The following is a 21,252-nucleotide window of genomic DNA, read 5'->3' as shown; positions in this document are numbered from 1 at the left end:
TCAGCTTTCCAGCGAGGCGCGGTCGGTATGGCCGAGATCGCGTTCGGGATCGATGATATCCCGCACCCGCTGCTTGAGCTCCTTCGGTCCCGGGAAGCCGCCATCGCGCTTGCGCTCCCACAGGAGCTCGCCATCGATGCGGATTTCGAACACGCCGCCAGTGCCGGGGATCAGCGCCACTTCGCCGAGACTGTCGGCAAAGGTCTGCAGCAGCTCCTGCGCCATCCAGCCGGAGCGCAATAGCCAATTGCATTGAGTGCAATAGAGAATGGTGATGCGGGGCTTGTCGCTCATCGTCATGGTCCTTGTCGTTTGCTGACATCTATGCTCAGCTTTAACCGGCTGCAAGCTCCAGCAATTTCAGGAAAAGCGCGGTTTTTCGTCCGGAATTGCGCAAAAACAAAAGGATAGTGCGTTTTCGCGATTCGAAGAAAAGCGGAAGGCTCTGCACTCTTGCCTCTCCCGCCGCCGCATGCTCATCTCTCTGCAACATTGTTCGGGGATTATCGCAATGCGTGTCGCCATCATCGAGAATATGAAGAACACTCCGCTCGGCGCTCTCGGCATCGCGCTCGAAGAGGCTGGCGCCGATATCGAATGGTTCCGCCCCTGGGGCGGCGAAGCGCTGCCCAAGGGCACGGTCTCTTACGATGCGCTTGTCGTGCTTGGCGGTGAGCAGAGCGCGCGCGACGATGACACGCATCCCTATCTTCCGGAGCTGGCGCGGTTGATGCGCCGTTTCGAGGGCGAAGACAAGGCCGTGCTCGGCATTTGCCTCGGCAGCCAGATCCTGGCGCGCGCCTACGAGGCGGAAAATCTTCTCGGCGTTGCCCACGAATTCGGCTGGAAAACGATCGGTCTCACCGATGCGGGGAGGCAGGACCCGCTGCTGGCCGATGTCGGCGACGAATTCACCATTTTCCAATGGCATGGCGACACCTTTACCTTGCCGGCCGGTGCCACGCGTCTCGCAGCCAACGGCACAACACCGAACCAGGCCTTCCGCATCGGTCGTGCCACCTACGGCACGCAGTTCCACTTCGAGGCCAATGCCGCCGTGGTCGAGCGCTGGCGCGGCGAGTTCGAGGAAACGATCGGGTGCAGGGAGCCCGGCTGGCTGGAGAATTATCCGCAGCTGGTCGCCAAGCATGCGCCTGCGGCGGAAACGGCCGGTCTCGCTATCGCACGCGCCTGGGTGCGGACGATCGAGGCGCAGGTAGAGCCTTCGCAGGCAGTGGAAGCCTGAGAATTTCGGCGGCATGCCATCATGACTGGCAACCAGCAGATCGAGTCGCGATATGCTATGCCTGAACAGATTTCGAAGTGGGAGAAGACGATATCATGAGCACGATGGAACTACCCTGCGAGGGCGGCTGCCGCTGCGGCCAGGTGCGGTTGAAAATCAGTGCCAAGCCGCTATTGACCATGGCCTGCCACTGCACAGGCTGCCAGCGCATGACGGCCGGCCCCTATTCGCTGAGCGCCGCCATCCCCTCGCAAGGTTTCGAAGTGACGCAAGGCGAGCCTGTCATCGGCGGCCTGCACAACGATGCCATCCATCACTATTTCTGCCCGCACTGCATGAGCTGGCTGTTCACGAAGCTGGAGGGCGTCGACTGGTTCGTAAACGTCCGCGCCACCATGCTCGACGACACCAGCTGGTTCACGCCCTTCGTCGAGACCTGGACGAGCGAGAAGCTGCCCTGGGTAACGACACCGGCCAGGCACAGCTACGCCGCGCTGCCGGCGATGGAGGAGTATGAAGGGCTGACGAAGGAATATATGGCAGGAAACTGAGGTCAGAAGCCTTGGAAGAGAAAGTCGGTCGCGGCGGTAATCTGATCGCCGTGCGGACTGAGATCGGTAACCAATTCTCCGATTTCGATAAGCGATATAGCTGCCATCAGCTGGGTCGCCATAGTATACGGCTCGCCAGCGATAGTAAATTGCGGGTTGAGCCGTGTCATTGGCTTAGACACTTCTTCCGCGCGGAGTAGTGGCGCCATCATCCGCGTACTTAGTCTTTCCAGCAAGTCAGACTGAAGGTCCAACGCGAGAATTCGACTTTGTTTCAGGCGATAGACATTAAATCTCGCCATCAGAACTGCCGGTATTTTCCAAATGGCAGGCCGTGTTTTTCAACATAGGCATTGGCTTGGTCGATCGCTTCGGCATTTTCCAAAAGCCATAGGCGCTCGCGCTCGGCCTTGATGGCGCGGGCTATGCCGTCTTCGGCAGCACGTGAGATATTGATTTTCAGTTCACGGGCATCTGAAACGAGCCCCTCATCGAGAGACAAATTTGCAGCTTTTCGCGTCGCTTGGGTCACGAGGCATTCCTCAAATTATGCGCAAACTATATGCGCATAATTTGTTGTTGGGAAGAGCCTCACTCATCCCCCATCTTCAGTGCAGCAATAAACGCTTCCTGCGGGATTTCGACCTTGCCGAACTGCCGCATGCGCTTCTTGCCTTCCTTCTGCTTGTCGAGCAGCTTGCGCTTGCGGGTGGCGTCGCCGCCGTAGCACTTGGCGGTCACGTCCTTGCGCAGCGCCTTCACCGTCTCGCGGGCGATGATGCGCCCGCCGATGGCGGCCTGGATCGGGATCTGGAACATGTGCTGCGGGATCAGGTCTTTCAGCTTCTCGCACATGACGCGGCCGCGCTTTTCGGCGGCGGAGCGGTGCACCAGCATAGAAAGCGCATCCACCGGCTCGGCATTGACGAGGATCGACATTTTGACGAGATCGCTCTCGCGATAGTCGGTCAGGCTGTAGTCGAAGGAGGCATAACCCTTGGAGATCGACTTAAGGCGGTCGTAGAAGTCGAAGACGACTTCGTTGAGCGGCAGGTCATAGGTGATCATGGCGCGGTTGCCGACATAGGTCAGCTCGGTTTGGATGCCGCGGCGGTCCTGGCAGAGCTTCAGGATCGAGCCGAGATAATCGTCCGGCGTCAGGATCGTCGCCTTGATCCACGGTTCGCGGAACTCGGAAATCTTGACGACGTCGGGCATGTCGGCCGGGTTGTGCAGCTCGATCTCGGTGCCGTCTGTCATGGTGAGCTGATAGACGACGGAGGGCGCCGTCGCGATCAGGTCGAGATTGAATTCGCGCTCCAGGCGCTCCTGGATGATTTCGAGGTGCAGCAGGCCGAGGAAGCCGCAGCGGAAGCCGAAGCCGAGAGCGGCAGACGATTCCATTTCGAAAGAGAAGCTGGCGTCGTTGAGGCGCAGCTTGCCCATGGCCGAGCGCAGATCTTCGAAATCGGCGGCATCGACCGGGAAGAGGCCGCAGAACACGACCGGCTGCGCCGGCTTGAAGCCCGGCAGCGGCTCGGCGGTCGGGCGCTTGTCTTCGGTGATCGTATCGCCGACGCGCGTGTCGGCCACTTCCTTGATCGAAGCAGTGATGAAGCCGATCTCGCCGGGGCCGAGGCTGTCGACGGCGACCATCTTCGGCGTGAGAACGCCGACGCGCTCGATCTGGTACTTCGCGTCCGTGCCCATCATGCGGATGGTCTGGCCCTTGGTCAGCGTGCCGTCGATGATGCGCACGAGAACCATGACGCCAAGATAGGTGTCGTACCAGCTGTCGACCAGCAGCGCCTTCAAGGGCGCCTTTTCGCCACCTGCGCTCTTCGGCGCCGGCAGCTTGTGGACGATGGCTTCGAGAACGTCGGGAATGCCGAGGCCGGTCTTGGCCGAGATCAGCACGGCGTCGGAAGCGTCGATGCCGATGACTTCCTCAATCTGCTCCTTGATGCGGTCGGGCTCGGCCGCCGGCAGGTCGATCTTGTTAAGGACGGTGACGAGCTCGTGATTGTTGTCGATCGCCTGATAGACGTTGGCGAGCGTCTGCGCTTCGACGCCCTGCGATGCATCGACCACCAGCAGCGATCCCTCGCAGGCCGATAGCGAGCGCGAGACTTCATAGGCGAAGTCGACGTGTCCGGGCGTGTCGATCAGGTTGAGGATATAGGTCTCGCCATTGTTCGCCTTGTAGTGCAGGCGCACGGTCTGGGCCTTGATGGTGATGCCGCGCTCGCGCTCGATCTCCATATTGTCAAGCACCTGCTCCGACATCTCGCGTTCGGCAAGCCCGCCCGTCGTCTGGATCAGGCGGTCGGCCAGCGTCGATTTGCCGTGGTCGATGTGGGCCACGATCGAGAAGTTGCGGATGTGCGAAAGCGGAGTGGTGGAATTGGTGCTCATGCGCGCCATATAGCAGCGCCGCCCCGCGCCGCAAAGCGGAAAAGCAGGCTTTTGGCGGCTATCTTCACCTTACGTTAGCCGTTTCCGGTCCCCCGATGGGGAATGTTGAAGCATACTTGATTCCATCATGCGAACGTGTATTTCTTATATAATAGAATCATGGGCATGAGACCTAGGCAATGGCGGATGATAATCTGGAACTGGCGATCGGCGCGCGCATCAAGGAGCTGCGCATCGCCCGCGGCTTGACGCTGGATGAACTTGCCAACGCCTCGGCCGTCAGCCGCGCCATGATCTCGCGCATCGAACGGGCGGAGGCGAGCCCGACAGCCTCGCTGCTGTCACGGCTCTGCGCAGCGCTCGGCCTTTCGCTGTCGGCTTTCTTCGCCCAGGAGGACGAAGAGGTGTCGCCGCTTGCCCGCCGCGATCAGCAGGCGATCTGGCGCGACCCAGGCACCGGCTATGTCAGACGCGCCGTCTCGCCGCCGGGAACCGAATCGAAGGTCGATGTCGTCGAAGTCGTCTTCCCCGCCGGCGCGCGCGTCATCTTCCCGCCGAATTCGGCAAGCGCCGGCATGACCCAGCATGTCTGGCTTTTCGAGGGCGAGATGGAGGTGACGCATCGCGACATAACACATCGGCTGATGCCTGGCGATTGTCTCTTCATGGGCGTCGGCGATGGCCACGCCTTCCATAATCCCGGCGAGGTGCCGGCGCGCTACAGCGTCATCCTCGATCGCGGCCGCTCATAACACTCAAGGATCTTTTCATGCCGGACATTCGCCTTCTCTCCGCTGCCGACGCTCGCGGGATGCTCTCCGATCTCTGTGACGTGCTTGCCGATTGCGTCAATGGTGGCGCTTCCGTCGGCTTCATGCAGCCTTATGGGTCTGCCGACGCGTTGCCGTATTGGCAAGGCGTGGCCGATAGCGTCGAGAGCGGCGCGACATTGCTTCTCGTCGCCGTTATAGAGGGCAGGGCCGTCGGCACGGTGCAGGTAGGTGCCGCGCAGATGCCGAACCAGCCGCATCGCGGCGATCTCAAGAAGCTGCTGGTGCACCGCTCCGCGCGGGGCAAGGGACTTGCCCGCCACTTGATGGAGGCGGCGGAGCGTGAGGCAGCCCGTATCGGCAAGACCTTGCTGGTGCTCGATACCGCGACCGGCAGCGATGCCGAAGCAATCTATCCGCGCCTCGGCTGGCAGCGCGTCGGTGTGGTGCCAGATTATGCCATGTGGCCCGGAGGCGGGTTTTGCGACACGACCATTTTCTATAAGCGTATAGCCGGCTGAGCAGGGCAGTTCAGGCCGAAAAGACGGCAATGGCATCCTGCAACTTGGAGCCCGGCGCCCATTGCATCGCCTTCCAGCCGAATTGACGCGCCGCCTCGATATTGGCCTCCACATCGTCGATGAAGCCGATATCGCTTGCGGGAAGCCCGACACGTTCGGTTGCCAGCCGGAAGAACTCGGTGGCGGGCTTCTGATGACCGAGGGCGGCGGAATAGAAAATGCCGTCGAAACGCGCGGAGAGGCCGAGCGTCCCCATCAGATAGGCGGCACGCATATGCTCCTGGTTGGTCGCAAGGAACATCCGCGTTCCCTCGGAGCGCAGCGCGGCGAGATCTTCGAGCAGGCTGTGGTCTAGGCGGGAGTCGTTTTCGAACCAGTAGTCGATCAGCGTGCGGGCGCTGAGATGGGGAGCGATCCTGCTAAGAACCTCCGCAAGCCTCGGCTCCAGCGCATCGCGGCCGCTGACGATATCGACCCAACAGGTTTTGAAGAAAGCCTGCTGAAGCACATCCAGCGGCAAGCCGAGATCGCGCTCCAGATGAGTGAAAAGCGGCAACCCGTCGCTTGGCCGGCCGTGCACCAGAACGCCGTCGACATCGACCATCAGGAGTTTCATTCGGACGCCCTCGGTTCATCAAATGCAGGCGGAAGGTGCAGTTTTTTGCAGCGGCATTCAAGACCGCATGCCGCTCTTTTTTCTCCGGCGCGATGCATGTAAGCCTTCGTATCACCAGGATAATCAAGCCGGCGATGGAGGAGGCGAACATGCGGGTCATCTATTCGGAGGATCACAAGCTCAGGGATGCCAAGACCGAGCTGCATGATGGCCAGCTCGTCACGCCCTTCGAGGCGCCCTTCCGCGCCGAATGGATTCTCGCCGCGGTCAGGGAGGCCGGCTTCACCGATGTCGTTGCGCCCGAAGCCCACGGGCTGGAGACGGCACGCAAGGTCCATGATCCCGCCTATCTCGATTTTCTGGGAGTGGTTTGGCAGCGCTGGGTCGCCGCCGGCTATAAGGGTGAGGCGATCGCCAATTCCTTTCCGATCAGGCGCACCAGCCAGCGCGTGCCCGAAAACATCGTCGGCATGATCGGTCACTATGCGAATGCCGCCGATACCTCGATCACCAAAGGGTCTTACGAGGCGGCGCTCGCTTCGATGCGATGCGCGCTGACCGGCGCCGACTGGCTGAATGCCGGCAATCGTTTCGCCTTCGCGCTTTGCCGCCCACCCGGTCATCATGCCGGCATCGATCTCTTTGGCGGCTATTGCTTCATCAACAATGCCGCCGTTGCCGCACAGCGCCTGCATGATCATGGCGCGGCCAAGGTTGCCGTGCTCGATGTCGATTTTCATCATGGCAACGGCACGCAGGACATCTTCTACCGGCGGGGCGATGTCTTCACCGCCTCGCTGCACGGCGACCCCATCCATGCCTTTCCCTATTTCCTCGGCCATGCCGACGAAAAGGGCGAGGGCAATGGGCTGGGTGCCAACCGCAATTACCCCATGCCGCACGGTACGACGTGGGAGATCTGGTCGGCGGCGCTGGACGATGCGCTTTCCCGCATCAAGGCCTTCGGCGCAAAGGCGATCGTGCTTTCGCTCGGTGTCGATACGTTCGAGCGCGATCCGATTTCCTTCTTCAAGCTGACCTCGCAGGATTTCATCCGCACGGGCGAGCGCATCGCCGACGCGGATCTGCCTGTCCTCGTCTGCATGGAGGGCGGCTACGGCGTGCCGGAGATCGGCCTTAACGTCGCCAATGTGCTGAAGGGCCTCGAAGCCTGAGTGGCCCTGGCATCAAAGCACCTGATCGCAGGATGAAAAGTTTGAATTTGCCAGCACGAGTCTGAGCCTCTAAAAAACCTCGCCTGATGGGGGAGGTCATGGACCAGAAGATTATCGAGAGTGGTAAAGATGGCGGCGCGGCCTTGATCCCGCATACGGATGTTACGCCATCGACCGGCGGCATTGCCGCCGGCGTGCTGATGTGCGTCATGTCCATGTCCTCCATCCAGTTCGGCTCGGCCCTCTCGGCTCCAATCATCAACGCTTATGGGCCGGCCGGCGCGACATGGCTGCGGCTCGTCTTCGCCTCCGTCGCGCTGGCGATCGTCGTCCGTCCGAAGATCATGCGCTACAGCCGCGCGCAATGGCTCGGCGTGCTGGCGCTCGGCACCGTATCGGCGCTGATGACGACCTCCTTCTTTTCGGCGATCGCGCGCATCCCGTTGGGTCTTGCCGTCGCCATCGAATTTCTCGGGCCTCTGCTCGTCGCGACCCTCGGGTTTGGGCTCAGCCGTCAGCTGCTCTGGCCGATCTTCGCCGCGATCGGCGTTCTGCTGCTGGCCTATGATGGCGAGGCCTGGGTCGGCAATCTGCCGGGCATCCTTTTCGCCATCGGCGCCGGGGCAGGCTGGGCCTGCTACATTCTGCTGACGAAGAAGGTCGGCAACGCCTTTCAGGGTCTCGAAGGCCTTTCCATGTCGCTGCTGGTTGCGGCTGTTGTTTCGACCCCCTTCGGCTTTGCCTCAGCGGCCCCGCACATGACGGGCTTCGGCCTGCTTGAGATAGCCGGCCTCGCACTGCTCGTTCCACTGCTTCCCTATGTGCTGGAAATGGTGGCGCTGCGGCGCATGCCCACCTCGTCCTTCGGTATCCTCATGAGCCTCGAACCCGCCATCGGTGCCTTCGCCGGCTTCATCATACTGTCGCAACCGATGACGCCGTCACAGATGTTCGGAACGGCGCTTGTTGTTGCCGCCAGCATCGGCGCGACGATCTTCTCGGCGAAAGGCTAAGGCCAGACGCATCCCGTTTTGCCAGATAGGATGTTCCGGTGCCGGCCACGAGAGCACGACGCCGGTACGGCTTCCGTTGATCGAATGATGACCGCCGCTGCCCTCATCGAGTTCCGCACTTCATAGCGATAGGGCTTAGATCGTCTTCCTCGCCGGATCATCCAGCGCCGGATTGTAAAAGAGCGAGAGCGTCAGGCTCTTGGCAATGCGTTCTGCCGTCGCCATGAACCAGTCCTTCGCCTGCTCGGAGGGCGCGATATCGGCGAGCGTCTCAGAGAAAAGCGCCAGCCATTCCGGAAAGAGGTCAGCCGCCATGCCCCCCACGCCGAGATGCGCCTGCACCGGCTTGCCGCCATAGGCGCCGTTCTTGAAGGCGACCGACGACCAGAAGCGCTTCATCTTTTCCATGTGCTCGGGCCAGCGTCCGGCAAGGCGTCCATCGAAGACCGGTCCGAGCCGGGGATGGGCCTGCACGCGCTCATAAAATGTGTCGACCAGCCTGTCGATGAAGACGGCGTCGATGCCCATATCAGCCATTTCCGCCTCGGCCTTCTCGCGAATGCCGGCAAGATGGGCCGCGCGAGCCTGTAGTTCGTTTTCCATAATGTTCTCCGGGCGCTTCGACGAAATATCGCGGCTGCCGCTTTCGGTCCCGCTTATGTATGCAATTTGCCGGTTCAGCCAAGACGTCATTGAGATGTTGCGGCAATCTGTCAACGTCGCCTCGCGAGTTGTCGCCGTTTGCCCGTTGAGCGTAAGATTTTCTGGCACGATTTTTTGTTGCAATGGCACCACTGCGCTTGACCAGCGCCATCGCTCAATTTAGATTTAGAATAATTCTAAAGTTATGAGGCTTCTCCAATGTTGTTAGGCTTGTTCCGTCCGTCGAAACGCTCCTTTACCTCGCTGTCCGAGCAGGAGATTCTGGCTGTTGCCATCGCTGCCGAGGAGGACGATTCGAGGATCTATCTTGCCTATGCCGATATTCTGCGCCCCAATTTTCCCGAGTCGGCAAAGGTCTTCGAAGATATGGCCGAGGTGGAGGATAGCCATCGCAAGACGCTAATCGACATGCACCGCCGCCGCTTCGGCGAGCGTATTCCGCTGATCAGGCGTGAGCATGTGCGCGGCTTCTACGAGCGCAAGCCGGATTGGCTGCGCAAGAATCTCTCTCTCGATGCCATGCGCGACGAGGCCGAAGCGATGGAGCAGCAGGCCTATCATTTCTATGTCGAAGCGGCCAAACAGGTGTCCGACGCCTCGACGCGCCAGCTTCTCGGCGATCTTGCGCTGGCCGAGCAGGGCCATGAAGATGTCGCCCGCATGCTTGGCGAGAAGCATACGCCGGAAGAGGTCAAGCACGAGGAGGATGCACAGGCGCGCCGCCAGTTCGTGCTGACCTATGTGCAGCCGGGTCTTGCCGGCCTGATGGATGGTTCCGTCTCCACGCTCGCGCCGATCTTTGCCGCCGCCTTCGCCACGCAGCAGACATGGCAGACCTTCCTCGTCGGCCTTTCGGCTTCTGTCGGCGCCGGCATCTCAATGGGCTTTACCGAGGCGGCGCATGACGACGGCAAGATCTCCGGTCGCGGTTCGCCGATCAAGCGCGGCCTCGCCTGCGGTATCATGACCGCGATTGGCGGTCTCGGCCACGCGCTGCCCTACCTCATTCCGCATTTCTGGACCGCGACGATCACTGCGGCCGTCGTCGTCTTCTTCGAGCTCTGGGCCATCGCCTTCATCCAGAACAAATATATGGAAACGCCGTTCCTGCGGGCTGCCTTCCAGGTCGTCCTCGGTGGTTCACTGGTGCTCGGTGCCGGCATTCTGATCGGAAATGGGTGAGACGCGTTCGGCGTAGCCGACGAAACGATCCTGTGAATCGTTTCGAGAGCGTCGAACGCCCTGAACCCAAGCGAAGGGCCGGTATGCAAAGCAGGGCGAAGACGTCCATTATCACGAAATGTTAAAATTCGGAACGCCTTCCGGCGCCACCGGTTAGCAACACGAGGCCGCTCTTGGCCTCGTATGCAACCAAAGGAGATGATCCAATGGCAAACCAAGGTGGAACCCACGAGCAGCATGTGAAGGCTGGCCAACAGAGCCACAAGAACATGGATAACGACAATACGAGGAACGCTTCGTCCACCGGCTCCCGCGAGCAGCACTCTGGCGGCTCGCGCGGCGGCACCCACGAGCAACACGTCAAGGCAGGCCAGCAGAGCCATAAGAACCATTGACGTTCGTGGTGACGACCGATCCGTCCTTGCTGGAGAGTGAGGAGCGTTCTTACCCATGATAAAAAGCGAAGGGCCGGTCCGATGGGCCGGCCTTCCTGTATGGTGCGAATTGCCTGGCGTTTACTTGACGGCGCCGACCAGAACGTCGTTGCCGTTCTCGATGGTGACCCAGCGGCCGGCATTGAAGCTCGCCTGACGCTTCAGGAAAGAATAGGGGGTCTTGGACCAGACCTTGATCTCGTCCTCGAGGTTATCGAGAATATAATCGCCCTGTTTGGTGCGCAGCGTCAGCACCGCATGTCCTTCGCCATCTGGCTTGCGCACGACCGTCATCAGCAGGTTGGAGGCGGAGATGCCGCTCTGCATCAGCAGCTTGCGCTTCAGCAGAGCAAAATCCTCGCAGTCTCCGGCGGTCTTCGGATATTCCCAATATTCTTCCTGGCCGTAAACTTCCATGTCGGTGGCCGGGCGAATGGTTTTGTTGACGCGCAGATTGATCTGGTTGACCAGCGCCCAGGAGGCGGCGTTCATGTCCACGGGGCCAACATTGCGTGTCGGACCGCATTCGTCGGTATGCCTCTGGCAGAAATCATAATGGCCGATCGGCTGGGAAGTGACGTTGCCGACGGTCATCGAAATGCTCTGCTGAGGTGCCGGCACCGCCGCCGACGACATCGCAACTATAGCAGCGAAGGCAATCAACAAGCCCTTAATACGCACGCCCACTGTCCTTGTATCGTCCCTGCATTTGTTAACAAATTGTTAATGTACGGGGGTGCGCGAAGTCAATCGTTACTTAAACGTTAACGCGGGAACCGGGTCGTATGGTTAATTTCGGCACGATCAGGGAAGCAGCTGCCATGATTCTTTGCTGCCTGTGATTGCGCAACGCGCGCATGCGGCGTTCGGCAAAGAAGCCGTGCGAACAGTAATTTCGCAGATATCTATCTGTTTTTATGGAATATTATGCAGGGCCAACGCCTCAGCCGCCGAAAGCATGCGCTCAAGATCCTGCGGCCGCGACAGGCGGTGATCGCCATCGCGCACAAGCGTTAACACCACGTCGTCGGCCGGCAAGTGCTCGACCAGCTTTAACGAATGCGAGAAAGGCACGTCGGCGTCCTCCATGCCCTGCAGGATGTGCACGGGGCAGCCGGTCTCGATGATGCCGTTCAGCACGCGATTGGCCCGGCCGTCCTCGATGAGGGCGCGGGTGAAGAGGTTCGGCTCGGGGCTGTATTCCGAAGGTTCTTCGAAATAGCCGCGCTCGGCCAGCGAGCGCCGCTCGACGTCGGAAAGGTTGGGCTCGATGAGATCGACGGTAAAATCGGGCGCGGGGGCGATCAGCACGAGGCCTGCAATAGTGGGTGCCTTCTTGCGTTTGCGCAGTTCCTGAACGACCCTGAGCGCGATCCAGCCACCCATCGACGAGCCGACGAGAACGATCGTCTTCGGCTTGGTATGGTCGATGACGACAAGCGCCTCTTCCAGCCAGCGTGAAATCGTGCCGTTGGTGAAGTCGCCGCCGGACTGGCCATGTCCGGAATAGTCGAAGCGGATGCAGCCGATCCCGAGCCGCGCCGCCAGCGCATCCAGTTCCAGCGCCTTGGTGCCGCTCATGTCGGATCGATAGCCGGACAGCCAGACGAAGCTGACGTTCTTGGCGCCCCTGCCCGCGGCACGTTCACAAATGGCGATCTGACGCTGGCTTTCGCCCGTGCCGACGGGAAGAAAGGTCGGTTGGATGGCTTTGGCTGTTTCGGACATCAAGAAACTCCCGGATTTCATGCCCTATAAAACAGATTCGTGCTTGCATGACCCGAAAAATCCTCGATCTTTGCGGGGCCTTCTCTATATTGTGCGGGATAATACTGTGTCCTTAGCGCATCTTGCGCCACGAGACACTCCGTTGACACGCGGGAGGTGCTTTTTTCCTGCTGTCATGCTATTGACTTCAACACAGCTTTTACGACATTTCCGTCAGTTGCGCCGACGGGGAGCGAGAGGCTGCAGCTATCCGAAACAATTCGTGGAGAATACGACCATTCGCAGACCTTTTAAAGCCGACGCGCCTGTAAAGGACGGGCCGCGTTCCAACAGGGAAATTCGCATTCCCAAAGTTCAGCTCATCGCTGCTGACGGCCAGAATATGGGCATCGTCCCAACCGACCAGGCATTGAGAATGGCAGAGGAGGCCGGTCTCGATCTGGTGGAGATTTCCCCTAATGCTGAACCGCCTGTATGCAAGATCCTCGATCTGGGCAAGCTGAAATACGCCAACCAGAAGAAGGCCGCCGAGGCGCGCAAGAAGCAGAAGATCGTCGAAGTCAAAGAAATCAAGATGCGCCCGAACATCGACACCCATGACTATGAGGTGAAGATGAAGGCGATCGGCCGTTTCTTCGAAGAGGGCGACAAGGTGAAGGTGACCTTGAAGTTCCGTGGCCGCGAGATGGCTCACCAGGAACTCGGTATGAAGCTTCTTCAGCAGGTCAAGGAAGATACGCTCGAGATTGCCAAGGTGGAGGCCGAGCCCAAGCTCGAAGGCCGCCAGATGATGATGGTACTTGCGCCCAAGTGAGGCGCAAGTCGGGTAAAGAGGCTGGAGCCGCCCCTGGGCGGCTTTTCCTTTTCTGCCGCAAACCGTGCCTGTCATCGATCTGCAAAGATTCCCGGGCGGCACCGTTGCACTTCAAGGCAAGTGCGGTTATAAGCGCGCGTCCGAACTGACCGGCAGGGCATGCCGTGGCGGTTCAGAATGCTGGTGGAACGGTTCGTCACCGTATCCGCCGTTCAACAACAAACGCTCCGGCACCTTGCTGCAGCCCGGCCAGTCCGGATCTGTGGGAAGGGCTTTTTAGTAAAGCGCGCCAGGAAGCATCGAAGGAGTAGCAAAATGCCCAAGATGAAGACGAAGTCCTCTGCCAAGAAGCGGTTCAAGATCACCGCGACCGGCAAGGTCAAGGCAGCCGCTGCTGGCAAGCGCCACGGCATGATCAAGCGTAGCAACAAGTTCATTCGCGATGCCCGCGGCACCATGGTTCTCGCAGAACCGGATGGCCGTAAGGTTATCAAGAACTACTTGCCGAACGGTCTCTAAGACTATTCGTAACGCTATAGACTAAGGAGATCATGAAATGGCACGCGTAAAAAGAGGCGTTACCGCCCACGCCAAGCACAAGAAGGTTCTGAAGGCAGCCAAGGGCTTCTACGGCCGTCGCAAGAACACCATCCGTACCGCCAAGGCCGCCGTCGATCGTGCAAAGCAGTACGCTTATCGCGACCGCAAGGTCAACAAGCGCAACTTCCGCGCCCTCTGGATCCAGCGTATCAACGCTGCCGTCCGCGAGCATGGCCTGACCTACGGCCGCTTTATCGACGGCCTGAACAAGGCTGGCATCGAAGTCGACCGCAAGGTTCTCTCCGACATGGCAATCCATGAGTCGGAAGCTTTCGGCGCGCTCGTCGCTGCTTCGAAGAAGGCACTTGAGTACCTCAAGGAAGCCGGCACGAAGAACGAGTTCGAAGCAGCCGTTAACTAACGCTGCCTCGCACGTCTTTCGTAAATTCATTATGAAACCCGCGCTGGCGAAACCGGCGCGGGTTTTGTGTTTTGCAGCATATGCTTTTCCATCGTGTCAGGCTGTCTTGTCGGGCTAGACTCCAAAAACGGTCGCGCATCGGGCGACAATTGCCAAGCACCGCATTCTTGGCGTGTTTTTGTCATTTGCCCGGTTGATTGGCCGCTTGCACATGGATAGTGATCTGCAGCGCCTCATCGTTGCCACAAGCTGTCTGATGTGGGCGTTCATCCATTATTCCGCGGAATGAGCGGCGTTCCATGCCCGCCGCCCGCAAGGCAGGATCAGATGACGGAACTCGTAACACTCGAAACCCAACTCATGGCCGAAGTGGCCGCGGCGACCGACGAGCAGGCGATCGAGGCAGTCAGGGTCGCCGCGCTCGGCAAGAAGGGCTCGGTTTCGGAACTGCTGAAGACGCTGGGCTCGATGTCGCCGGAAGAGCGGCAGACACGCGGCGCGGCGATTAACGCGCTGAAGAACGCCGTCACCGACGCGATCAACTCCCGCAAGAGTGAGCTGCGCGATGCGGCGATCGAGGCGAAGCTGAAGGCCGAGACGGTCGATGTCAGCCTTCCCGTCCGCTCCTCGCCGGCCGAACGCGGCCGCATCCATCCGATCAGCCAGATCGTCGATGAAATCACCGCCATCTTCGGCGATATGGGCTTCTCGATCGCCGAAGGTCCCGACGTCGAGACCGACTATTATAACTTCACGGCGCTGAACTTCCCGGAAGGGCATCCGGCCCGCGAAATGCACGACACCTTCTTCTTCCAGCCCGACGAGAAAGGCGAGCGCAAGGTGCTGCGCACGCACACCTCGCCGGTGCAGGTGCGCACCATGGAAGCCTCGAGCCCGCCGATCCGCATCATCATCCCCGGCAAGACCTACCGCCAGGATTCGGACGCGACGCACTCGCCGATGTTCCATCAGGTCGAAGGCCTCGTCATCGACAAGACGGCGAATGTCGCCAACATTCGCTGGGTGCTGGAAGAGTTCTGCAAGACCTTCTTCGAGGTCGACAATGTGACGATGCGTTTCCGCCCATCCTTCTTCCCGTTCACGGAACCGTCCTTCGAGGTCGATATCCAGTGCGACCGCTCCGGCCCGATCGTCAAGTTCGGCGAAGGCACCGACTGGATGGAAATCCTCGGCTGCGGCATGGTGCATCCGAATGTGCTGCGCTATGGCGGCCTCGATCCGGACGAATATCAGGGCTTTGCCTGGGGCATGGGCCTCGATCGCATCGCCATGCTGAAATACGGCATGCCCGACCTGCGCGACTTCTTTAACGCCGATGTCCGCTGGATGAACCACTACGGCTTCCGCCCGCTCGACATGCCCACGCTGTTCGGCGGTCTGAGCGCGTAGTCATGCCGACAATTCTGCGCTGGAAGGGATATCGTTTCTTCTTTTATTCCGCAGACGGTTGGGAGCCGGCGCATGTTCATATTGCAAAAGACGGAAAGGAAGCCAAAATTTGGCTTCACGATATGCTGGTCGCCGCCAACCTTGGCTATTCGGCAAAGGGAACTGAACGAGATAATCCGGAAGACACGCGACGAACGCGACGCTTTCTTGGAGGTCTGGAATGACTATTTTGCAGATTGAGATCGAAGACAGCAGGCCTGTCGAAGCCCATTGCGACGATTCGTTTCTGCACGTTTCGCTGGCTGATGGGCGCAGCGTGAGTACGCCGCTCTGGTGGTATCCGCGCCTCCTCAAGGCATCCGAGAGCGAGCGTAATACGATCGAATTCATGCCGATGGGCGTTCACTGGCCGGAGATCGATGAGGACATCTCCATAGCCAGCATGCTGCGCGGCCAGCGTGCGCCTGGCGCCATCCCCCCTGCGGCCAACTAATTTCAAACGAGATCGCAAACGATGAAATTCACACTCTCCTGGCTGAAAGAGCATCTGGAAACCGACGCCTCGCTCGAAGAGATCTGCGCCCGCCTGACGATGATCGGGCTGGAAGTGGAAGAGGTCGATGACAAGGCCGCGTTCAAGCCTTTCGTCATCGCCAAGGTTCTCACGGCCGAAAAGCACCCGCAGGCCGATCGCCTGAAGGTGCTGATGGTCGATACCGGCAGCGGTGCGCCCGTTCAGGTCGTCTGCGGCGCACCCAATGCGCGCGCCGGCCTCGTCGGCGCCTTCGCGGCTCCAGGCACTTATGTTCCCGGCATCGACGTGACGCTTGCCATCGGCAACATTCGCGGCGTCGAGAGCCGCGGCATGATGTGCTCGGAAAAGGAGCTGGAAATCTCCGACAGCCACGACGGCATCATCGACCTTCCCGAAGATGCGCCTGTCGGCACGAGCTTTGCGACCTATGCCGGGCTGGATGATCCGGTCATCGAGATCAACCTCACGCCGAACCGCCCGGATTGCACCGGTGTCTACGGCATCGCTCGCGATCTGGCCGCCTCTGGCCTCGGCACGCTGAAGCAACGCGGCACGCCAACCTTCCCTGTCCAAGGCGAAACGCCGACCGAGCTCAAGATCGTGCTGGATGACACGCGCCTTTGCCCGGGCTTTGCGCTTCGCCTCGTGCGCGGCGTCAAGAACGGCCCTAGCCCGAAGTGGATGCAGCAGCGCCTGCTCGCCATTGGGCTGCGCCCGATCAGCGCGCTGGTCGATATCACCAACTACATGACCTTCGATCAGGGCCGGCCGATGCATGTCTTCGACGCCGCCAAGGTCAAGGGCAATCTGGTCGTTCGCCGCGCCAGGGACGGCGAAACCGTGCTGGCGCTCGACGAGCGCGAATACAAGCTCAACCCGAGCAACGTCGTCATTGCCGACGACAATGGTGTCGAATCCATCGGCGGCATCATGGGCGGCGAGCATTCCGGCTGCGACGAGAACACCACCGACGTGCTGATCGAATCGGCGCTCTGGGACCCTATGAACATCGCCAAGACCGGCCGCAGCCTCGGCATCATCACCGATGCGCGCTATCGTTTCGAGCGCGGCGTCGATCCGGAATATATGGTGCCTGGCCTTGAGCGCACGACCGAACTGGTGCTTGCCTGCTGCGGCGGCACGGCTGCCAAGGCCCGTGTCGAAGGCTACAAGGGCTATGAGGCGAAGGTGGTCGATTTCCCGCTGTCGGAAGTCAAGCGCCTGACGGGCCTCGAAGTCTCGGCCGATGAGAGCAAGTCCATCCTGACGAAGCTCGGCTTCTGGGTCTCCGGTTCGGGCGAGCGCATCTCCGTCGCCGTTCCCTCCTGGCGTCCGGATATCGACGGCAAGGCGGATCTCGTCGAAGAAATCATGCGCATCCATGGCGTCGATAATATCAAGCCGCAGCCGCTTAGCAGCCACGCCGCCGTCAATGGCAAGATCCTGACGACGCTGCAGATCCGCACGCGCACCGCCAAGCGCGCGCTCGCCTCGCGCGGCATGCTGGAAGCCGTCACCTGGTCCTTCATTTCCGAAGATCAGGCGAAGCTCTTCGGCGGCGGCTCCAACGCGCTGAAGCTTGCCAATCCGATCGCATCGGACATGTCCGACATGCGTCCCTCGCTGATGCCGGGCCTGCTGTCGGCCGCGCAGCGCAATGCCGACAAGGGCTATGGCGACGTCGCGATCTTCGAAGTCTCCGGTACCTATGAGAACGATACGCCCGAAGGCCAGCGCCGTGTTGCCGGCGGCATCCGCCGAGGCACGGCAACGCTTGCCGGCGCCGGCCGCATGTGGTCGAACGCCGCCAGGGGCGGCGGCAAGCCGGTCGACGTCTTCGACGCCAAGGCCGATGCTCTGGCTGTCATCGAAGCTTGCGGCCTGCCGATGGGCAATATCCAGATCGAGCAGGGCGGACCGGCCTGGTATCACCCCGGCCGTTCCGGCACCATCAAGATGGGTCCGAAGGTCGTGCTCGGCTATTTCGGCGAGTTTCATCCGAAGACGCTGGAAGCGCTTGATGTCTCGGGCGCTCTCGCCGGCTTCGAAGTCTATGTCGATGCCATGCCCGAACCGAAGAAGAAGGCGACCCGCACCAAGCCGGCACTGGAGCTTTCTCCCTTCCAGGCCGTCAAGCGCGACTTCGCCTTCGTGGTCGACAAGTCGGTGGAAGCCGGCGCCGTCGTCCGCGCTGCCGTCGGCGCCGACCGCAAGCTGGTCACCGGCGTCAACGTCTTCGACATCTTCGAGGGCGCATCGCTCGGTGAAGGCAAGAAGTCGATTGCCATCGAAGTGCAGATCCAGCCGGCCGAGCGCACGCTGACCGACGAGGATTTCGAGGCACTGACCCAGAAGATCGTGGCGAATGTCACGAAATCGACGGGTGGGGTGCTGCGGGGGTGAGGTAGCATCTTGGCGGCCCTTCAGGTCGCCGGGAGTGCGATACCCCCTCTGTCCCTGTCGGGACATCTCCCCCACAAGGGGGGAGATTGGTAACTTGCGGCGCTCTTTCGCCTCAAGCCGATATTGCATCTGCTGAAATCGAGGCTTCTGCTTTAACTAAGATGAGCGGCATATTCCAAACGATCTCCCCCCTTGTGGGGGAGATGTCGCGAAAGCGACAGAGGGGGGTATCAGAGCCGCAGCGTAGAAGGCATGCGCTTTAAGGCCGCCAATCATCGATGCAGATGATAAACCTTGTTCACCACGCTCCACCGCCCATCGATCTTCACCAGTGACAGGTAGTCCGAAAACCGCATACCGGCGAATTCGTCGACGACCTTGACGCTCGCGGCATCGCCTTCGATGTCGATCAGCTCGATCTCCATCAGCGGTATGGTGCCGGGCGGGGCGCCGCCTTCCTCGACGATCGCGGCGATGAATTCATCCCGCGTCATCCATTCCACTGCGCCCTGATAATTGCCGATGATCGCGGCTCGCGGATGGAAGGCCTTGCGCAGCGCCGGCTCGTTCGCGAATGCCATGCCATCGACATAGAGGTGAACAACCGCCCGGATTGCCTGCTCTTCCGACATCTCGCCATTCCTCATTTGAGTCATGCGTAAGATATCATAGATGCCGCTGGCTGACAAAATTCGGCAGCCGGTCGCAATGATGCGATGGATATTATTCGACGAAGACGCGCACGCTCGCCGCCCGCCCGGCCGCATCGATGACAGTCAGCGTCGAATAACCGGCACCATCGGGTGTCCACTGGTTGGTGCGGCGGCGCGACATGTCGGGCAGCGGCTTGCCGTTGGCGAGCCAGCGGAACGGCGCCCGTCCACCCTGAAGTTTCAGCGCCAGCGGCATGATCTGGTCGTTGCCGCTGCTGGCGCCGAGATCGACGCGTGCCCCTTCCGGAGGATAGACGATCTGCGGCGCCGGTTCGCGGCTGGAGGCGGCCAGCAGCCCGGCGGCGGTGACGGAAAAGCGCCTCTGGCTGATCGGCAGCTCGGTCGGCGCGATGCGCACAGCGCCCATCGGGGCAGGCGGGAAGGGGGTTATGGCAACGCCCGATTTGGCGAAGGCCTCGAACAGGATCGGCGCGGCCGAAACATAGCCCGCCAGTCCCGGCACGGCGCCATTGTCCGGGCGGCCGACCCAGACGCCGAGCACATGCGCGCCGTCATAGCCGACCGACCATGCATCGCGATTGCCGTAGCTGGTGCCGGTCTTGTAGGCGATGCCGAGCTGCTTGCTGCCACGCGGCGCAATGATGTCGGAGAGAATATCGGTGATGTTCCATACCGCGATCGGCTCCATCAGAGGCTCGCCGTCGATCGGTCCCGGCTCGTCCTGAACGCCATCGCCGATCCGCATCGCCTTGCCGCGATTGGCAAGCCCGGCATAGAGCTGCACGAGATCCTTCAGCGTCACGCCGACACCACCAAGGCCGATGGCAAGGCCGGGTGCCTCGTTCGGCGGCAGCTTCGGCTTCACCTCGGCGCGGCGGAAGCGCACCAGCAGCCGCGTCGGGCCGACGGCATCGAGCAGGCGCACGGCCGGCACGTTGAGCGATAGCTGCAGCGCCTGGCGCACGCTGACATCGCCCTGATAGCTCATGTCGAAATTGCGCGGGCGATAGCCGTAGAAATCGGCGGGCCGATCCTCGATGATCGTTTCCTGCGCCACATAACCCTGCTCGAAGGCAAGGCCGTAGATGAACGGCTTCAGCGTCGAGCCGGGCGAGCGCAGCACGCGGGTCATGTCGACCCAGCCGGCACGCGAGGAATCGAAGTAATTGGCCGAGCCGACTTCGCCGATGATCTCGCCGGTCTTGGCGTCGGCCATGATCATCGCGACAGACACCTTCGGCCCCAGCCGCTTTGCCGCGGCATCTGCAACGGCTTCCAGGCCCTGCTGCACATCGCGCCGCAGCGTCGTCTTGTGCTTGATGATGCCGGGCTGCTTGCGGAGCGCCAGTTCGGCCAGATGCGCGGCATAGGCCGGCAGCTGCCGGCGCTGCGCCGGAATGGGAGAAAGCGAGGCGCGCTCCGCTTCGCCTTCGCCGATCACCGTGGCAACGGCGGCGCGCTCGAGCACACGATGGCGGGCCGCCTGCGCGGCGGCAAGATTGCGGTCCGGCCGGCGCTTTTCGGGCAGCTGCGGCAGCGCCACGAGCAGGCCCGCCTGCGCAACGGTCAAATGCTTCGGCTCCTTGCCGAAGTAGGCAAGGCTCGCCGCGCGCACGCCCTCCAGATTGCCGCCATAAGGCGCATGGGTCAGGTAAAGGTCGAGGATCTGTTCCTTGGTCAGCCGCCGCTCGATCTGGATGGCACGGACGATCTGCAGGAGCTTCGCCGTCATCGAGCGCTCGCTGCGTGGCTCGATCAGGCGCGCCACCTGCATCGAAAGCGTCGAACCGCCTGAGACGATGCGGCCATGCGTGAGGAGCTGCAAAAAGGCGCGGCCGATCGCCACCGGATCGACGCCGTGGTGATCGTAGAAGCGCCGGTCCTCATAGGCGACCAGCATGCGCAGAAATTGCGGATCGACATCGGCAACGCCGGTCTTCAGCCGCCAGCGCCCCTCGGGCGTGGCGAAGGCGCGCAGGAGATCGCCATTGGCGTCGAGCACTTCAGCCGAGACTACACGGGCATTGTCCAGCGGCGGCGGATAGGCTCGATCCGCGGCTTCCAGGCCGAAGACCAGAGCCACCGCCGTCAAGACGGTGGCTCCAAAGCCGATCGCAATTTTCCACCGCGCCTTCATTGCT

Annotated in this window: 25 protein-coding genes; 15 read left to right on the top strand and 10 right to left on the bottom strand. The window is 61.1% G+C overall.

The window, feature by feature from the left end:
* Positions 1-294: an Rdx family protein gene (locus Q4Q11_RS05540; protein WP_112509076.1), complete on the bottom strand. Its 294-nt coding sequence runs from the start codon at positions 292-294 to the stop codon at positions 1-3.
* A gap of 217 nt (positions 295-511) precedes the next feature.
* On the opposite strand from Q4Q11_RS05540, the gene Q4Q11_RS05535 reads away from it, so the two are divergent.
* Positions 512-1,246, top strand: a complete 735-nt coding sequence (locus Q4Q11_RS05535; protein WP_498568877.1) for a type 1 glutamine amidotransferase — start codon at positions 512-514, stop codon at positions 1,244-1,246.
* A gap of 95 nt (positions 1,247-1,341) precedes the next feature.
* Positions 1,342-1,797, top strand: a complete 456-nt coding sequence (locus tag Q4Q11_RS05530) for a GFA family protein (protein WP_112508966.1) — start codon at positions 1,342-1,344, stop codon at positions 1,795-1,797.
* 2 nt (positions 1,798-1,799) lie between these two features.
* On the opposite strand, the gene Q4Q11_RS05525 is transcribed toward Q4Q11_RS05530, so the two are convergent.
* From Q4Q11_RS05525 to lepA, 3 genes are read right to left on the bottom strand one after another with little or no spacing between them, the layout of a single operon-like run.
* Complete coding sequence (locus Q4Q11_RS05525) at positions 1,800-2,099, bottom strand: CcdB family protein (RefSeq protein WP_498568876.1); 300 nt, start codon at positions 2,097-2,099, stop codon at positions 1,800-1,802.
* Complete coding sequence (locus tag Q4Q11_RS05520) at positions 2,099-2,329, bottom strand: type II toxin-antitoxin system CcdA family antitoxin (protein WP_112508970.1); 231 nt, start codon at positions 2,327-2,329, stop codon at positions 2,099-2,101. The genes Q4Q11_RS05525 and Q4Q11_RS05520 overlap by 1 nt, the downstream gene beginning before the upstream one ends.
* Before the next feature lie 59 nt (positions 2,330-2,388).
* Complete coding sequence (lepA, locus tag Q4Q11_RS05515) at positions 2,389-4,221, bottom strand: translation elongation factor 4 (RefSeq protein ID WP_112446975.1); 1,833 nt, start codon at positions 4,219-4,221, stop codon at positions 2,389-2,391.
* A 170-nt stretch (positions 4,222-4,391) separates the two neighbouring features.
* On the opposite strand from lepA, the gene Q4Q11_RS05510 reads away from it, so the two are divergent.
* Both Q4Q11_RS05510 and Q4Q11_RS05505 read left to right on the top strand, forming a co-directional pair.
* Complete coding sequence (locus Q4Q11_RS05510; protein WP_113215192.1) at positions 4,392-4,964, top strand: XRE family transcriptional regulator; 573 nt, start codon at positions 4,392-4,394, stop codon at positions 4,962-4,964.
* Positions 4,965-4,981: 17 nt separating this feature from the next.
* A complete protein-coding gene (locus Q4Q11_RS05505; RefSeq protein WP_112508975.1) occupies positions 4,982-5,503 on the top strand; it encodes a GNAT family N-acetyltransferase in 522 nt (173 codons plus the stop codon).
* A 10-nt stretch (positions 5,504-5,513) separates the two neighbouring features.
* On the opposite strand, the gene Q4Q11_RS05500 is transcribed toward Q4Q11_RS05505, so the two are convergent.
* Positions 5,514-6,119, bottom strand: coding sequence for an HAD-IA family hydrolase (locus Q4Q11_RS05500; protein WP_498568875.1), 606 nt, complete (start codon positions 6,117-6,119; stop codon positions 5,514-5,516).
* A 149-nt stretch (positions 6,120-6,268) separates the two neighbouring features.
* Here Q4Q11_RS05500 and Q4Q11_RS05495 point away from each other — a divergent pair, with 149 nt between their 5' ends.
* A complete protein-coding gene (locus Q4Q11_RS05495) occupies positions 6,269-7,294 on the top strand; it encodes a histone deacetylase family protein (protein ID WP_498568874.1) in 1,026 nt (341 codons plus the stop codon).
* A gap of 98 nt (positions 7,295-7,392) precedes the next feature.
* Positions 7,393-8,307, top strand: a complete 915-nt coding sequence (locus tag Q4Q11_RS05490; RefSeq protein WP_113215193.1) for an EamA family transporter — start codon at positions 7,393-7,395, stop codon at positions 8,305-8,307.
* A 135-nt stretch (positions 8,308-8,442) separates the two neighbouring features.
* Here the strand turns inward: Q4Q11_RS05490 and Q4Q11_RS05485 are convergent, their stop codons facing one another.
* Complete coding sequence (locus tag Q4Q11_RS05485; protein WP_498568873.1) at positions 8,443-8,910, bottom strand: group III truncated hemoglobin; 468 nt, start codon at positions 8,908-8,910, stop codon at positions 8,443-8,445.
* Between the two features lie 258 nt (positions 8,911-9,168).
* On the opposite strand from Q4Q11_RS05485, the gene mbfA reads away from it, so the two are divergent.
* A complete protein-coding gene (gene mbfA, locus Q4Q11_RS05480; RefSeq protein WP_112508982.1) occupies positions 9,169-10,152 on the top strand; it encodes an iron exporter MbfA in 984 nt (327 codons plus the stop codon).
* A gap of 206 nt (positions 10,153-10,358) precedes the next feature.
* On the top strand, positions 10,359-10,547 hold the full coding sequence (locus Q4Q11_RS05475; protein ID WP_112508985.1) for a hypothetical protein: 189 nt from the start codon (positions 10,359-10,361) through the stop codon (positions 10,545-10,547).
* Positions 10,548-10,667: 120 nt separating this feature from the next.
* Here Q4Q11_RS05475 and Q4Q11_RS05470 read toward each other — a convergent pair whose 3' ends face one another.
* Both Q4Q11_RS05470 and Q4Q11_RS05465 read right to left on the bottom strand, forming a co-directional pair.
* On the bottom strand, positions 10,668-11,267 hold the full coding sequence (locus tag Q4Q11_RS05470; protein ID WP_498568872.1) for a transglutaminase-like cysteine peptidase: 600 nt from the start codon (positions 11,265-11,267) through the stop codon (positions 10,668-10,670).
* 234 nt (positions 11,268-11,501) lie between these two features.
* On the bottom strand, positions 11,502-12,314 hold the full coding sequence (locus Q4Q11_RS05465) for an alpha/beta hydrolase (protein ID WP_498568871.1): 813 nt from the start codon (positions 12,312-12,314) through the stop codon (positions 11,502-11,504).
* Between the two features lie 277 nt (positions 12,315-12,591).
* Between Q4Q11_RS05465 and infC the strand changes: the two genes are divergently transcribed.
* The 7 genes from infC (at position 12,592) to pheT (ending at position 18,437) form a co-directional block, all read left to right on the top strand.
* The gene (gene infC / locus Q4Q11_RS05460; protein ID WP_498568887.1) at positions 12,592-13,128 is read left to right on the top strand and encodes a translation initiation factor IF-3; all 537 of its coding nucleotides are present in this window, start codon (positions 12,592-12,594) and stop codon (positions 13,126-13,128) included.
* Positions 13,129-13,443: 315 nt separating this feature from the next.
* On the top strand, positions 13,444-13,647 hold the full coding sequence (rpmI, locus tag Q4Q11_RS05455; protein ID WP_003544621.1) for a 50S ribosomal protein L35: 204 nt from the start codon (positions 13,444-13,446) through the stop codon (positions 13,645-13,647).
* A 37-nt stretch (positions 13,648-13,684) separates the two neighbouring features.
* Complete coding sequence (rplT, locus tag Q4Q11_RS05450; protein ID WP_112508993.1) at positions 13,685-14,089, top strand: 50S ribosomal protein L20; 405 nt, start codon at positions 13,685-13,687, stop codon at positions 14,087-14,089.
* Between the two features lie 327 nt (positions 14,090-14,416).
* Positions 14,417-15,499, top strand: a complete 1,083-nt coding sequence (gene pheS, locus Q4Q11_RS05445) for a phenylalanine--tRNA ligase subunit alpha (protein WP_113215195.1) — start codon at positions 14,417-14,419, stop codon at positions 15,497-15,499.
* 2 nt (positions 15,500-15,501) lie between these two features.
* Complete coding sequence (locus Q4Q11_RS05440) at positions 15,502-15,723, top strand: DUF4160 domain-containing protein (RefSeq protein WP_498568870.1); 222 nt, start codon at positions 15,502-15,504, stop codon at positions 15,721-15,723.
* Positions 15,720-15,992, top strand: a complete 273-nt coding sequence (locus Q4Q11_RS05435; protein ID WP_498568869.1) for a DUF2442 domain-containing protein — start codon at positions 15,720-15,722, stop codon at positions 15,990-15,992. The genes Q4Q11_RS05440 and Q4Q11_RS05435 overlap by 4 nt, the downstream gene beginning before the upstream one ends.
* 21 nt (positions 15,993-16,013) lie before the next feature.
* A complete protein-coding gene (pheT, locus tag Q4Q11_RS05430) occupies positions 16,014-18,437 on the top strand; it encodes a phenylalanine--tRNA ligase subunit beta (protein WP_498568868.1) in 2,424 nt (807 codons plus the stop codon).
* Positions 18,438-18,709: 272 nt separating this feature from the next.
* Here the strand turns inward: pheT and Q4Q11_RS05425 are convergent, their stop codons facing one another.
* Entirely contained in the window at positions 18,710-19,069 is a 360-nt protein-coding gene (locus tag Q4Q11_RS05425) for a nuclear transport factor 2 family protein (RefSeq protein WP_112509006.1), read from the bottom strand.
* 91 nt (positions 19,070-19,160) lie between these two features.
* Positions 19,161-21,248 carry a penicillin-binding protein 1C gene (pbpC, locus tag Q4Q11_RS05420; RefSeq protein WP_498568867.1) on the bottom strand — a complete coding sequence of 696 codons (2,088 nt, stop codon included), beginning with the start codon at positions 21,246-21,248 and terminating at the stop codon, positions 19,161-19,163.
* Positions 21,249-21,252: the final 4 nt, after the last annotated feature.

This window comes from Rhizobium sp. UFLA01-1127 (genome assembly GCF_059803845.1).
This window is presented reverse-complemented; position numbering and strand designations above follow the sequence as displayed.

What these genes read in the sequence shown, in the direction of transcription:
- lepA (WP_112446975.1), bottom strand. Translation starts at nt 4,221, where the DNA reads ATGGCGCGCATGAGCACCAATTCCACCACTCCGCTTTCGCACATCCGC.
- Q4Q11_RS05485 (WP_498568873.1), bottom strand. Translation starts at nt 8,910, where the DNA reads ATGGAAAACGAACTACAGGCTCGCGCGGCCCATCTTGCCGGCATTCGC.
- Q4Q11_RS05505 (WP_112508975.1), top strand. Translation starts at nt 4,982, where the DNA reads ATGCCGGACATTCGCCTTCTCTCCGCTGCCGACGCTCGCGGGATGCTC.
- pbpC (WP_498568867.1), bottom strand. Translation starts at nt 21,248, where the DNA reads ATGAAGGCGCGGTGGAAAATTGCGATCGGCTTTGGAGCCACCGTCTTG.
- Q4Q11_RS05500 (WP_498568875.1), bottom strand. Translation starts at nt 6,119, where the DNA reads ATGAAACTCCTGATGGTCGATGTCGACGGCGTTCTGGTGCACGGCCGG.
- Q4Q11_RS05530 (WP_112508966.1), top strand. Translation starts at nt 1,342, where the DNA reads ATGAGCACGATGGAACTACCCTGCGAGGGCGGCTGCCGCTGCGGCCAG.
- Q4Q11_RS05490 (WP_113215193.1), top strand. Translation starts at nt 7,393, where the DNA reads ATGGACCAGAAGATTATCGAGAGTGGTAAAGATGGCGGCGCGGCCTTG.
- Q4Q11_RS05475 (WP_112508985.1), top strand. Translation starts at nt 10,359, where the DNA reads ATGGCAAACCAAGGTGGAACCCACGAGCAGCATGTGAAGGCTGGCCAA.
- Q4Q11_RS05540 (WP_112509076.1), bottom strand. Translation starts at nt 294, where the DNA reads ATGAGCGACAAGCCCCGCATCACCATTCTCTATTGCACTCAATGCAAT.
- rplT (WP_112508993.1), top strand. Translation starts at nt 13,685, where the DNA reads ATGGCACGCGTAAAAAGAGGCGTTACCGCCCACGCCAAGCACAAGAAG.
- Q4Q11_RS05510 (WP_113215192.1), top strand. Translation starts at nt 4,392, where the DNA reads ATGGCGGATGATAATCTGGAACTGGCGATCGGCGCGCGCATCAAGGAG.
- pheT (WP_498568868.1), top strand. Translation starts at nt 16,014, where the DNA reads ATGAAATTCACACTCTCCTGGCTGAAAGAGCATCTGGAAACCGACGCC.
- Q4Q11_RS05535 (WP_498568877.1), top strand. Translation starts at nt 512, where the DNA reads ATGCGTGTCGCCATCATCGAGAATATGAAGAACACTCCGCTCGGCGCT.
- mbfA (WP_112508982.1), top strand. Translation starts at nt 9,169, where the DNA reads ATGTTGTTAGGCTTGTTCCGTCCGTCGAAACGCTCCTTTACCTCGCTG.
- Q4Q11_RS05465 (WP_498568871.1), bottom strand. Translation starts at nt 12,314, where the DNA reads ATGTCCGAAACAGCCAAAGCCATCCAACCGACCTTTCTTCCCGTCGGC.
- Q4Q11_RS05435 (WP_498568869.1), top strand. Translation starts at nt 15,720, where the DNA reads ATGACTATTTTGCAGATTGAGATCGAAGACAGCAGGCCTGTCGAAGCC.
- pheS (WP_113215195.1), top strand. Translation starts at nt 14,417, where the DNA reads ATGACGGAACTCGTAACACTCGAAACCCAACTCATGGCCGAAGTGGCC.
- Q4Q11_RS05525 (WP_498568876.1), bottom strand. Translation starts at nt 2,099, where the DNA reads ATGGCGAGATTTAATGTCTATCGCCTGAAACAAAGTCGAATTCTCGCG.
- Q4Q11_RS05440 (WP_498568870.1), top strand. Translation starts at nt 15,502, where the DNA reads ATGCCGACAATTCTGCGCTGGAAGGGATATCGTTTCTTCTTTTATTCC.
- Q4Q11_RS05495 (WP_498568874.1), top strand. Translation starts at nt 6,269, where the DNA reads ATGCGGGTCATCTATTCGGAGGATCACAAGCTCAGGGATGCCAAGACC.
- rpmI (WP_003544621.1), top strand. Translation starts at nt 13,444, where the DNA reads ATGCCCAAGATGAAGACGAAGTCCTCTGCCAAGAAGCGGTTCAAGATC.
- Q4Q11_RS05425 (WP_112509006.1), bottom strand. Translation starts at nt 19,069, where the DNA reads ATGTCGGAAGAGCAGGCAATCCGGGCGGTTGTTCACCTCTATGTCGAT.